At 58.2% G+C, this 13436-nt stretch carries 7 protein-coding genes and 2 pseudogenes; 5 read left to right on the top strand and 4 right to left on the bottom strand.

Features of this window, described 5'->3' with window-relative positions; translation table 11 throughout:
- Positions 1-908: 908 nt before the first annotated feature.
- From ABIA45_RS36485 to pimC, 4 genes are all read right to left on the bottom strand, one after another.
- Positions 909-2042, bottom strand: coding sequence for a mandelate racemase/muconate lactonizing enzyme family protein (locus tag ABIA45_RS36485; protein ID WP_404655263.1), 1134 nt, complete (start codon positions 2040-2042; stop codon positions 909-911).
- Between the two features lie 309 nt (positions 2043-2351).
- The gene (locus ABIA45_RS36480; protein WP_404655262.1) at positions 2352-3788 is read right to left on the bottom strand and encodes an MATE family efflux transporter; all 1437 of its coding nucleotides are present in this window, start codon (positions 3786-3788) and stop codon (positions 2352-2354) included.
- 820 nt (positions 3789-4608) lie between these two features.
- Complete coding sequence (gene pimD, locus ABIA45_RS36475) at positions 4609-5751, bottom strand: pimeloyl-CoA dehydrogenase small subunit (RefSeq protein WP_404655261.1); 1143 nt, start codon at positions 5749-5751, stop codon at positions 4609-4611.
- A 47-nt stretch (positions 5752-5798) separates the two neighbouring features.
- Positions 5799-6986, bottom strand: a complete 1188-nt coding sequence (gene pimC / locus ABIA45_RS36470; RefSeq protein WP_404655260.1) for a pimeloyl-CoA dehydrogenase large subunit — start codon at positions 6984-6986, stop codon at positions 5799-5801.
- Between the two features lie 838 nt (positions 6987-7824).
- Between pimC and ABIA45_RS36465 the strand changes: the two are divergent.
- The 5 genes and pseudogenes from ABIA45_RS36465 to ABIA45_RS36445 form a co-directional block, all read left to right on the top strand.
- Positions 7825-8533: pseudogene (locus tag ABIA45_RS36465) on the top strand (transposase); the annotation flags it as partial.
- A gap of 149 nt (positions 8534-8682) precedes the next feature.
- Positions 8683-9783 (top strand): Ldh family oxidoreductase, encoded by a 1101-nt coding sequence (locus ABIA45_RS36460; protein WP_404655259.1) that lies wholly within the window; start codon positions 8683-8685, stop codon positions 9781-9783.
- 521 nt (positions 9784-10304) lie between these two features.
- Positions 10305-10886 (top strand): annotated as a pseudogene (locus ABIA45_RS36455) (KUP/HAK/KT family potassium transporter); the annotation flags it as partial.
- Positions 10887-11022: 136 nt separating this feature from the next.
- Positions 11023-12825 carry a hypothetical protein gene (locus ABIA45_RS36450; protein WP_404655258.1) on the top strand — a complete coding sequence of 601 codons (1803 nt, stop codon included), beginning with the start codon at positions 11023-11025 and terminating at the stop codon, positions 12823-12825.
- 147 nt (positions 12826-12972) lie between these two features.
- Positions 12973-13344, top strand: a complete 372-nt coding sequence (locus tag ABIA45_RS36445; RefSeq protein WP_404655257.1) for a hypothetical protein — start codon at positions 12973-12975, stop codon at positions 13342-13344.
- Positions 13345-13436 lie beyond the last annotated feature (92 nt).

Here is a 13436-nt window from a genome sequence, read left to right as displayed (position 1 = left end):
AGCGGCGCGCCGGCTTGTGCGATAGCGACGCTTGCCGACGCGTCTACCGCCTCGACCGCACTCATGCGCTCCATCGACATTCGCGTTAGGCATTGCGCCACGTACCAACCCTGTCATGCCGCCCTGCCTTGTAACCGCTACTTTCTCGCGGTGGCGGAGCCGAAGAACGTCCGAACTTGCTCTGTGGTTCGAGCACGGACGACCGCCCGCGGCTTGGCCAACGATTTACCGGCCAGACTGTGGCGATAGCACTCGCCGATATCAGCGCCGGCCCGCACCGAGCTCTCGTCAGCCACCGCGTCCAGTTGATCAATGAAGCCGTGAGACATGTTACCTACGTAAAACTCCCGCGGACCGATACTTCCAACGTATCTTGTGGTGAACTACTAACATCGGTAGTCGTGAACTGGCGCGAAAAACTCACGGAGTAGGGGCTCGATTTGCGACATCGTATCGGTGGATGACCGGTAGCTGCTTGCGCTTCTCGTGACCTGCACACTATACATCGTTCGCAGGCTGGGCTTCCCAATGCGCTCACCCGGAAGACATGAGCCTCGCTCGTGGCAAAGCTCGCTCTGTCCATTTTTAGATCGAAACACCGACCCCGCTTCACGCTCTTCTGCAACTCACAGAGTGCGCGGGGCCCATCCTGTCGCCCTGACGGACAGCGATGTGCGCGCCTTGCCTCTTTCAAAACCCTTGCGCGATCTCAATTGATTTAAGCGGGCTAAAGCTCTGACAGTTTTCCCGTTGCCCACGCCTGGATAGCGCGTTTTGCGATGTCCCGCTTTTCAGCAGGCCTCACCTTTGGCCCGAACGCGGCAGAGCACAGTTCTGCAACGCCAGTACCGGTTTTTGCGCAATCGGACGTGCCTCGGCTGACCAGCACCTGCCGCGAAGCCCGGTAATCAATGCGCCGCGTATCGCGTCAGCGCGTTGCGGTCGATTTCGACGCCAAGCCCTGCCCCTTGGGGTACGCGGACAATGCCGCGGGTGTGCTCTATCGGCTCGGTGAGAATCGTCTGTCGAATCGGGTACTCGGTGCGGTCGAATTCCAGGAGCGGCGCGATCGCTTTGAGGGAGGGCGTTGTATGGCACGGCGAAACGGCGAGCAGATGCAGCGCCGCAGCTATCGCAATGCCGGTACCCCAGACATGTGGGTTAAAACGAACTCCGAACGCTTCGGCCATGTCGGCGATCTTCTTACATTCGGAAAGTCCGCCGGCGGCGCAAGTATCCGGCTGCGCAATATCGAGGGCGCGCGACACGAACAGCTCGCGAAAGCCAAAGCGGGTGAACTCGCATTCCCCACCGGCGATTGGGATCGAGAGTGCCGCCTTCACCGCTCGATATCCCGCAATATCCTCTGGCGGCACTGGCTCCTCGAACCATGCGATGTCATGCTTCTCGATGAGGCGTCCCAGACGGATCGCGGCGACGCTATCATAGGCGTGATTTGCGTCTACCATCAACTTCACAGACGGGCCAATTGCTTCGCGCACGACGCCGGTAGCGAGCGCATCCTCCTCCACACCGAAGCCAACCTTGAGTTTCACCGCGGAGAATCCTTCAGCGACATAACCTGCTGCTTCCTCGGCGAGATAGCGGGTCGGATCCTCTGCTTTTCGCCTGAGCAGGCCAGTCGCGTAAGCAACAAGCTCCGTACGGTGAGCGCCACCCATTAGCTGCTGCACAGGAACCCCGAAATGCTTGCCCTTGATGTCCCAAAGCGCGATGTCGATGCCGCTCAAGCCCTGGATGACAACACCTTTTTGGCCGTGATCGCGTAAGCCGGCATAGATCATCTGCCACAGGTGCTCGGTAGACAGGGGATTTTTGCCGATCAGCCATGCTGCGACATTGTCGACCACGGCTGCGGTCATCCGTGCCGGGCCGTAGCATTCTCCCCAACCAACGATACCCTGGTCGGTTTCGATCTCCACCAGCATTGCTGTGCGGCTGTTATACCAGGCTCGTGAAGAAGCAAAAGCTTGCGACAGCGAGGCTTGAAGGATGTGAGTGCGAACGCCCGTGATCTTCATCGGTTGCCTTACAGATTCCATCTCCGTCGATGCACCCGCTACTTAGACGTGCTCATAAACTTGGTAAGAACGCGCTTGCATTTCAGTTCTCAACTACTCGGCAGGCGCTTCACATGTACCCGCATGCGTGCTTTGGCGCGATACAGGCTGCGCCTACCGGCACGGCCCCTTAGGCTCTCTTCCAAGAGGCCGCGAGTCCGTCCGAATGATGAACTGTGGTCTCGGGAATAGAGGCTCCAACAGCAAGTTCTGAGCTTATCCATCCTCCGAAAAGCACCGATATTCACGCGAACTCATGGGTCCACTCGACTAAACGTCGGCATCACGAGCAAGCCTGCTCGCCAGCGCCCGGAAGCGCAAAACGAGAAGCGCCGCATAGACGGCCGCCCCAATTGAGAACCCAGTCCAGACACCAACGGCTCCAAGCCCGCTCTTCAACCCGAGCAGGTAACTGAGGGAAAAGCCGATCAGCCAATATCCGATACCGGAAAATAAGAGCGGCACTCGCGTGTCCTTAAGCCCACGCAAGCTGCCCGAGGCGATGGTGTACACTGTCATAGACATAATCGCGCCTGCGCTGATAACGATCAGATGTGCACCAAGACCGATTGTTGCCTCGAGATCGTCGACTGATTTACCCAGAAAGAACTCGGCGATCTCGAAGCGCGCGGAAATCATCGCAACCATCAGCATCGCCACGATTAGCGTGCCGAGGAGAATCGCGGCCAGACCTGTCCGCTTAATGGCGGGCCGGTCGTTGCGGCCAACGGCATAGGCAACGCGCACGGTCGCCGCCATGCCGATGCCGGAGGAGATCATGAACGGGATCGCCCAGATTTGAAATACGACCTGAGCGGCAGCAAGTGCCTTGGTGCTAATCAGGCCCATCAAGAGCGCCGCTGCAGACCAACTTCCGCACTCCAACAGAAGGGTAAATGAGATCGGAGCCCCGATAACAATCAACTGTCGCATCAAACGCACATCGAAGCGCCAGAGCTGCGCAAGTACACGGTAGTCGCGGAATGGTCGACACAATGTGGCGAACCACAGCCCAGCCAAAAACATCGCCCAGTTCACTAATGCCGTAGCTAGGCCCGCCCCGAACAGCTCAAGTTTCGGCAAGCCCAGCTTCCCATACATCAGCCAATAGACCAATAGAGCGTTCAAGGGAATGGCCGTGAGCGTGATCCACAAGACCGGCTCGGGCCGATTGACCGCGCTCATGAAAGTGCGGATCGCCAGAAATGAGAGTGCCGGCGCCACGCCCCAGGCCATTCCAGACAAATATTGCTGCGCGAGACCCGATACGTCGGGGGGCTGGCCGAGAACCAGCAACATTTGCTCCCCGCGCAGTTGAACGGCCACTATCGGGACCGATAGCAGCAGCGCTATCCACAGCCCCATCCGCAGCGAGCGCCGTAACACACTTAGATTATCCGACTCAAAAGCTTGCGCCGCAAAGGATGCACTCGCCGCCAGCAGACCCGTGCCGAAGATGACGCCGACCAAATAGATCCTGCCGGCCAGCGCTGCGGCGGCGATTGCCTCGCGCCCATTGCGCCCGATCAAGGCAAGATCCGTCGTGGTCATCGCGACCTGCCCAAGCTGCGTCACAACTATCGGCCACGCAAGTTTCGCAATTTTGCTGAGCTCGACCGCGAAACGATACTCAGCCGCGTGTCGCAGATCGCCTTGTCGCGGAAGTGACACTAGCTTTGATTCGCCCGCGTTCTCCGTGGAATTCATGCTGCCCGTTCTTGTTTGTGCGGCTCAGAGGATCCTGCTCCGCCCTGAAGCCGCGATCACTGGCGGATCCGCCCCCCCGAGGGCTGCCTTGCAGCTGCCTTTTCCGAATAGGAGCATGATTTCGATTTGAACCTGATATGCGGAGCTGGTATCGCCTAGCGCCGTACTGTCCCACCGGTAAGAACAACTGCGCCCTTCCATGCTCGACTGCCCTGAGTACTGAAGTTTTTTGCGCGCGCTAGGCACGAAGATTAGCTAACACCCGTCGCTCAACAGCAGTGCGGCATGCTGCCAGCGCGACCGGAGTCCTGAGACCAAAGTGGTGACACACTCGCGCGATGGCCCTGATATCCGGAGAATTGCAATCAAGCCCATACGTAAAGCGAGATGCTAGAGATGATTCATGACGGCAACTCATAGATTTGGCGAGGTGCTGGATAAACCTCATCTTTCAAAGTTTGTACCAAGTTTGAGACCTTGGTATGTAAGCTAAATTTCCACTAGTGCGTTCTGAGCTCGACAGCATGTGGCGATTCCGACATTCATTCAGGTCGGCTTAATGACGACGTGCGGGCGAAAGATTCATCATGTCGTTGATCATCAAAGCGCGCGTTCGTAGCCAAGAAAGCACAGCGGCGCGCCGCGCGAATCCCGGTTGCACGCGGAAGAAATGATCGAACGAACCGTCTTGGTCCGGCAAGGCGTGCGAATGGCTAGTTGCGGTACATAGTTTCCTGACATACGCTCCCCGCCCTGGAAGGGAAACACGGCAGCGGATGCCGCAACTTCGCGTGCCTGTTGCTTTGCTACCAAATACCAACTAGAGCAGCGCGCCACTCTCACTGACCCGCCGCACGTGGTAATCGGCATCGCCAAAAGTGTGCTCGATCATAGTTAGCCGCTTAAAACAATGTCCGATCTTGGCTTCCATCGTCATACCGATGCCGCCGTGCAGCTGGATCGATTGCTGCCCGATGAATTTTCCGCTTCTCCCGATCTGCACTTTTGCCGCTGCAATCGATCTCGCCCGCTCGGTCGGATCAGCGAAAGCGGTCGCCATGGTAGCAAACATCGACATCGAGCGCGCTTGTTCCAGCGCGACGAACATGTCGGCAGCGCGGTGCTGCAAGCTCTGAAAAGATGCAATCGTCACTCCGAACTGCTTCCGAGCTTTCAGGTATTGAACGGTCATTTTCAGGGATTCGTCCATAAGGCCGACAGCTTCCGCGCAAAGGGCGGCGCGGGCCTCGTCGACGACGCGTTCGATCAGCGGCAGGCCGTTATCAACATCTCCGATCGCCGCCTCCGCGCCAACTTCGACACCATTCAGAACAACATCAGCAGCATGCAGGCCGTCCTGCATCGCATAGCTGCTCTTGGAGATGTGCTTGGCTGTAGCAGGCACCAGGAAGACCGCAATACCGCATCTCTCGCGCTGAGTACCACTCGTGCGCGCCGTGACTATGAACGCGTCCGCGTTTTCACCATTGCGGACGATGAGCTTTTCGCCATTGATGATCCATCCGTCGGCCTTCTTCTTCGCGGATGTGGTGACGTCGTTCAGATTATAACGCGAGCTCTTTTCGAGCTGGGCGAACGCAAAGGTCCTGCTTCCATTGACGATCGAGGGGATATGCGCAGCCTTTTGCGCGGCCGAGCCGCCATGGCGCAGGAACCCGCCGCCGATCACCACCGTCGGCAGATAGGGCTCGAGCACTAGCGCGCGTCCCAGAGCCTCCATCACAATCAACGTCTCAACGGCGCCGGCACCGAAGCCGCCATCTGCTTCGAGAAACGGCAAACCGAGCAGGCCCTGCTGGGCAAGTCGGCTCCAGATCGCTCGGCTCCAGCCGCCTTTCTCCTTCATGTATTTACGCCGCTGCTCGAAACGATAAACATCGGCTAATAGGTCATCGACGCTTTCTTTCAGGATCCGCTGCTCATCAGATAGCTCGAAGTCCATTTTTGGTTGCCTTGCGAACGTAGGTTGGCCCTTTTCACTAGGAGGAGCTACAGTCCCAGCACAACTTTGCTAATGATGTTGCGCTGGATCTCGTTTGAGCCGCCATAAATGGAGACCTTCCGGTTATTGAAGTAGCTCGGCGCGACCTGTGCGATCCAATCGCCGGCCTCTGTCCAAGAATCGGAATGGCCATCAAAGGGCGCGACGAACGGCCCAATCACTTCCATCAGAAGCTCGGTCGTGGCCTGCTGAAGCTCAGATCCTTTGATCTTGAGCACTGAGGAGGCCGGATTGGGCTTTCCGTTGCCATGCTTGCCTTCATCCGCGACGACCCGCAGCTGCGTTAGCTCCAGCGCTTTAAGTTCTATCTCACAGGCGGCGAGTTTCTGGCTGAAGACAGGATCGTTGAGCACAGATAGGCCGCAGGACTCGAATGTCGAGGCAACTTCCCTGATCCGGCGGATCCGCTCCTTGGAGACACCCACACGCGCGATGCCGATTCGCTCATTGGAAAGCAGGAATTTCGCATAGTCCCAGCCCTTGTTCTCCTCCCCGACGAGATTTTCCACGGGCACCTCTACGTCTTCGAAGAATACCTCATTTACCTCGTAGCCGCCGTCGATAGTTTGGATCGGGCGCACGATGATCCCTTTGCTCTTCATGTCTACTAAGATGAAGGAGATGCCGGCCTGCTTTTTGGCACTTGGATCAGTGCGGCAGAGACAGAAAATCATGTCGGCATACTGGGCTAATGTAGTCCAGGTTTTCTGGCCGTTGATGATGTATCTGTTGCCCTTGCACTCGGCTTTCATGTTCAGCGAGGCGAGATCGGAACCGGCTCCAGGCTCGGAAAAGCCCTGGCACCACCAGTCGTCGACATTGGCAATACGCGGCAGATAGTGTTTCTTCTGCGCTGCGTCACCGAAGGTGTAAATAACCGGGCCGACCATGGAAACGCCGAAGGCGAGCGGCGCCACGACTGGATACATCTGAAGCTCCTCCTTGAAGATGTAATGTTGCACCGCGGTCCAACCCGTTCCTCCATATTCCTCCGGCCACTGGCTAACGCCCCAGCCTCTCTCGTTGAGGGTGCGCCACCAGGCGATCATCTCATCTTTGGACAGCTTCCGCCCTTCCACCAGCTTGCGCGAGATCTGCGGAGGAACGTTATCGCGCAGGAACTGCCGCACCTCTTCGCGAAATGCCTGCTCTGTAGCTGTAAACGCGAGGTCCATTGGCTTATCAATCACTCATTTTGGTGTGAATCGAGATTGTCCTTCTGAGACTCGCGTATTCTGCCCCGAAGAAGAGCGCAAAGGATACCTGTCATTCCCTGACGTGTTTCGCCTGCCACGAACTATCGAACCGCTTGTGCCTCTCTTGCGAGCCTTCTTAAATGTCGTTTTAATTTGCTTTGCCGTCAGCTTGATGCTTCCGAGGCGGCTCTTGCCAAGCGAGCTCTCAGACAATGCATGTTGCTCTCCGTCAATGGATTTTAACGAACGCTCGGCTGTTCTCACGTCCCTGCCTCTTAGACGACGAGCGTCGCTCGTCTAGCTTTCGGCTTCTTTCACCCGCATTATAAGCAACCGCTGTGCCAAGTTCCGCAAACCCCTAAGCTTCTGTTTCCGTTTAAGATAACTCCCAAGCCGCTTTAAGTGCGTTATGTTTTAAACCGAACAGCCATTGTAGCTCAGTTGAAAACCGGCCAAGGACCAGCGACTTTGACACGCTGTGTGGTGCGGGCGCGGACGGTACCTTTTCCGCATGCCCACTACAGCGCGATGGTGCCCCACGGCCAAATAAGGTGGGTCGCGAGACTACCTACAGCCCCTGCGAACTCTGTCATTTCGTACGTGTAGGCGGGCGATATCTAGCAGATCAGCATAGAAACTGGTCTTGGTAGCGACGCTTCGACTTGGTTGTTTGGCTCCGTCACGCTAAGGCAATTGGATGATCGATCTTGGAAGATCGATAGGAGCGCTAGACGCGCCATGCAGCATTAGCGGATGCTGTACTGCCACTGAGTATTCCCAGAAGGAGTTAGAGCCCGGCCCGAAGAAGGACGGACAAATGAAGCGAGCACGGTTCACGGAAGAGCAGATTATTGCGGTGCTGAAGGAGCACGAGGCCGGAGCGAAGACGGCCGATTTGGCTCGCCAGCACGGGATCTCCGAGACGACGATCTACAATTGGCAGGCCAAATTCGGCGGCATGGACGTCTCCGAGGCGAAGCGGTTGAGGGCCCTGGAGGAGGAGAACGGGAAGCTGAAGAAGCTTCTGGCCGAGCAGATGCTCGATGCAGCCGCACTTCGCGAGCTCCGTTCAAAATAATGGTAGGGCCCGCGGCCAAGCGCGCTGCGGTCGCGCATCTGCAGGCCGTCATGAGCCTGTCGGAACGGCGGGCCTGCTCGATCGTGGGTGCGGATCGGAAGATGATCCGCTAATGCTCCAGCCGCCCGCCGGACGCAGTTCTGCGTGGCCGATTGCGCGATCTCGCCAACGAGCGCCGGCGTTTCGGCTATCGCCGCCTATTCGTCCTGCTGCGGCGGGAGGGCGAGCCATCGGGGATCAACCGGATCTACCGGCTTTATCGCGAGCAAGGGCTCACCGTCCGCAAGCGGCGGGATCGCCGGCAAGGCCGTCGGGACCCGGGCCCCCGATCTTGGTCGAGGCCAAGCCAAATGTCCGCTGGTCGCTGGACTTTGTCCACGATCAGTTCGCCAATGGCCGACGCTTCCGCATCCTCAACATCGTCGACGACGTCACCAAGGACTGCCTCCTGTTTGTCTCGCGTCGCGGAAAAACTCGATGGCATCGCGATGGGCCTACACGTCAGTCCAAATGAGGTGCATGGAGCACACGGCGGCAAGAAACTTGCATTACATACCGCGCCGCCAAATGTCCGGTGTGCGATAATGGAGGGCCCTTATGACTGTAATTAAGAATCCAGCGCTCACCGGGGTAGAAGAGACGGGAGGCTTTGTGGTGATCAAGGCCGATCGTCTCAAGTGCATCTGTATGGCGCTCCTACAAGCTGCCGGCGTTCCGGAGGACGAGGCGCAAGCGGTCGCAACCGGATGTGTCAATGCCAACCTGGCAGGCCATGATTCCCATGGCGTGATCGCTATTCCGACCTATATCGATCGCATTAAAGCGGGGCACATCGTGCCGGGCGCGGGGTGGACGATTGTGCAAGACTCCCCGACCACGACCGTCATCGACGGCCACTGGGGCCTCGGCTTCCATGTCAACGCCAAGGCGATGGCGCTCACCATCGAAAAAGCAAAGATTGCCAATATCGCCGCTTGCACTGTATTCCGGCAAAGTCATGTCGGTCGTCTCGGCGCGTATCCCTTGATGGCGGTACGCGCAGGTATGATCGGGCTCGCTACCGCGCATACCGGTCGCTCACCTAAATATGTCGCGCCTTTCGGTGGTCGCGAGGCGCGGCTCGGCACGAACCCAATCTCAATCGCAGTACCCTCCGATCTTGAGACTCCTTTTCTTCTCGATATGGCGACCTCGGCCGTCGCCGTCGGCAAAATCCAGCTGGCGATCGCGCGCAATCAGGCAATTCCCACCGGCTGGATCATCGATGCCGAAGGCCGCCCTACCACCGATCCCAGCGACTACCACAACGGCGGTGCGCTGCTGCCGCTCGGCGGCACTGAGGGCTACAAGGGCAGCGGCCTCGCGGCCATGGTGGAAGTACTAAGCGACCTCCTGGTCGGCCCCGGTTTCGAGGCCGAGCCGAGCAGGAACAATAACGGATGCTTTATGGCTGTGTTGAATGTGGCAGCGTTCCGGCCACTTGATCAATTCAAGAAAGATGTGACCGACTTCGCACATTACCTGACGTCCACGCCGCTCTCGGAAAGCTCATCCGGCGTGTTCTACCCCGGTGAGGCTGGATACGTGCGCGAGCAAGAGCGCACGGCAAACGGCATTAAGATTGAGGATGCGACATGGGAGACGCTGCGCGCGCTTGCGCGTGAATACGACCTTACTGACGAACTCGATCTCATTTGAAGAGGGCAGCGGCGTGCAAAAGGATTCAGTCGATCTTCGGCTGGTGCAGAACAATACGAAACTGTCGGGTTTATTGCAGCATCAGTAACTGACTCGACGTGCTCCGCCGCAGGCGGAAGGAGTAGGGAGTGGCGAAACAACTTGCGACTTTGATCGTATGATCAGGTATGTGCGACATAGACCTTGACTGCGAACGGCTAACACAGGCAGGTGATTCATGGAGCTTGTGCTCGACGCATCAGGACGGGTTAAGGCGGCTCGCTGGTCGGAAAGGAAGAACCAGCCGCACTTTTTGGCCCTCACATTATCGATGAACTGGGTCACACGTGCTGTACCGGGATGCCGTGTGAATTCGTTTCGTCTTGCGATCGATCAATGTTGCGCTCTTCGCCCCGTTGATCTGCATGCAAGGGGGCGATCTCATCCACATGGGCGGCCGATGAAGAGCTACGAGCTGGGGCGAGACCGGAAGCCTCGAAGGGCGCCGGATTAATTCCAGGGACGAAGCGTTTTCCATCTTCATGACGGCGAGGATCACACAGGCCGAGACCCAGGAAGGGCCGGTCACCTCGGGCTTTTGGGCCCTCACGCTCGGGAGTATCGGTGTCGTGTTCGGCGACATCGGCACCTCGCCACTCTACGCGTTTCACGAGACTGTCAGGGCCGTGGCCGGTGACGCAGTTGATGGTGCTCGGCGTGCTTTCGCTGATCCTGTGGGCGTTATTGAGCGTCGTCATCGCCAAATAAGTGCTGCTCCGGCTGCGCGCCGACAATAACGAGGAGAGCGGCACGCTCTTCCTGATGGCGCTTGGCCAGCGTGCGATGGGGCGGCGGAGCTGGCTCCTGCTCGCGCTCGGCGTGGTCGGCGCCTCGATGTCCATCGGCGATTCCATGATCACGCCGGCGATCTCGGTGCTGTCGGCAGTTGGCGGCCGCCACGCCCGCGTTCGATCATTTCGTCGTGCCGCTCACGGTACTGATCCTGCTACGTGTTTGCAGTCCAGAGCAAGGGCGCCGCGCTGATGGCGTCAGCCTTCGGCCCGGTGATTAGGGTCTGGTTCACTTGCCTCGCAATGCTGAGCGTCATCCACTTCGCCGACGACCATGTCCACCTCTCTCCGAGACTACAGACTCTACCAAACCTGGGAGGAGATTGCGGGGCTAAGGTCAATTAGAAGCTCCTTAAGGCTGATCTCCATTGAGAACAGGCCTCATCTAAAAAGCTGCGGGAAGGCACCTATGGCAAGAGATAAACATTTTGCCAACGCAAGGATGTTGTCAGTTTTGCTCGATCCGGTTTTGCTGACCCTGTCCGCCGCAACCACAGCAATTCTTTTCGCTTGGGTGCTATACTATAGCAATTTCGGTTTTAATCTCGCCGATGAAGGTTTGTACCTCCACTACATCGCGAATCCATTCGCCTATGCAATCAGTTGGCCGCCCTCGCTCTTCGGCTTCCTGTATCACTGGCCATTTCTGTGGGCGGGCGGCGACATCGCAGTGCTTCGCGTGTCGAACGTCACGCTTACCACGGTATTGGGTTGGATTCTCAGCTTCCTTTTGATCCGGCGACTCTGGAGAGCGGGCTGGCCGCATGCGGCGGTCCTATCGTCAGGGATCGCCAGCCTGGCACTATTGAACTTTTCCGGCTCGTGGCTCACCCCCAGCTACTACTCACTTGCCTTTCAATCGCTCTTGATGGTGATGACCGGATTGCTCTTAGCCGAACGGCAAGGACGCATTCGCAAGGTCTTGGGATGGACCCTAGTCAGCGTTGGGGGCTGGTGCTGCTTCATGGCCAAGCCTACCACCGCAGCTGCCATTGCCCTCGTCGTTATGCTCTATGTCGTCGTCTTGCAACGAAAGTCGCTCTTGCACATGCTTGGCGCCGCTCTGGTCGCTCTCGCTCTACTGATCGTTACAGCCTATTTGATTGACGGTGGCGTGACCGGGCTGCTGACCCGTATGATCAACAGTGCTGAAATGGAAACCTTGCTGGGTGCCGGGCACGAGGTGTCGCTCACGTTTCGGATCGATTGGCTCGCCACCAGCCGCTCGCAACTCGCTATCGCTGTGTCAATGGCGACAGTCTTTCTACTCAGCATTCTCATTGGGTCTGCTTGCAAGTTGTTTCTATCGCTTGCTTTCACTGCGGCGTTGATCTCAACAATAACGATTGCGCTGCTGGGGACCAATCCGATCAGCATTAAATCGTCGACTCTGTTCCTGGTGCCCGCCTTCACATCTCTTGGCGCGATGGTCTATCGCGGAGGGTTCGTCTTGCGCGCCCAGACCCCCACCAGCATCACTCTAACGCTGACCTTCTTGGTCCTGCCGCACCTGTTCGCATTCGGCTCCAATACGAATTACTGGCACGTCGGTGCGATGGCCGCCTTGTTCTGGATGCTCGCGGGCGTGGCTTTCCTAAGCCCTCTTGCGCAACAGAGACGCAGCGTCGACACCCTACTGCCGCTAACGGTGTTGGCACAGCTGCTCACTGCATCAGTCCTCAATGCTGGCATGCACACGCCGTTCCGTCAGGTCAAAGATCTGCGCGCTTACCCCGCTGTCATGCCCATGCCAGGTGGCGGAAAATTGGTACTCTCGCAATCCTTCCACGACTATCTGGCGACGGCCAGAGCCCAAGCTCGTGAGGCCGGCCTTGGAGTCGGTACTCCCGTGGTCGATCTAACGGGCCTCTCGCCGAGCCTGCTGTATGTGCTGGAGACGCGAGCGCTGGGTCTGCCATGGATGGTCGGATCACAACCTGGCAGCAACGCAGTCGCGGTGGAAACGCTCAGACTTGAGTCCTGCGCCGATCTGGCTAAAGCGTGGGTACTGATCGAGCCGGAGGGCCCGTATCGTCTTGATCAAGCCGCTGTCATGGCGTCCTTTGGAGCTGCGCAGGCGGACTACATCGTTGCGGCTACGTTGAATCCCCCTGTCTTTGAGGATTATAACCCGAATTCTGCCAGGCAGTTTCTGCTAAAGCCCACACGCCCTGCCGAATTGGCAGAGCAATCCTGCCGTGAGGCCAGGTGATAAAAGCCGCGTACGAGGAATGGTGCCGATCGTGAAAGCTGTGTCCATTGGTCATCCGCGGCGGCTCAAAGGCTACTTGATTGTAACCGGTATGAGCTACCACGTCCGCGATGATTAGCGGTCGCGTGCGTAGCGGATGGGCATCCAGTGCTGGCGCAGCGCCTCGACGACGGTTGGGATATCGAGGTAGGCGTTACGGAGGAAATCCTCGGGTTTGCGACCGTTTCGTGGCGGTCCGAGCACCGGACGGGCCTGATCGTCGCGACAATGCAGCAGGATGGGCAGCGGCAGGCCGTGATTGAGTTGTTGACGTCGAGCAACGGCGCCCACGCCGACAGTCTGAGCCGCATCAGGGCATCGAAACCCTGGCAACAGAAATGCGCATCGATGTTGCCGCTGGGGTCGCGCCGGTGCATCGGCTCGAACCGATCGGGGGCAGTCGAGAGGGTGTTGCTGATGTCGTTGTGGCGCAGCGCGACGGCGGAGATGGCGGCGAACTCCGGCGTGCTGCATGGTTGAAAGCGTCGGCATCGATCGCGAGCAGCGGGCAGATCCAATCGAGCGGGCTTATCGACACCGGTCCCGCACGATCGCGGCGGTATAGCTGTCGA

Origin of the sequence: Bradyrhizobium sp. USDA 336 (genome assembly GCF_044908355.1) — a bacterium.
GTDB classification, from domain to species: domain Bacteria; phylum Pseudomonadota; class Alphaproteobacteria; order Rhizobiales; family Xanthobacteraceae; genus Bradyrhizobium; species Bradyrhizobium yuanmingense.
This window is presented reverse-complemented; position numbering and strand designations above follow the sequence as displayed.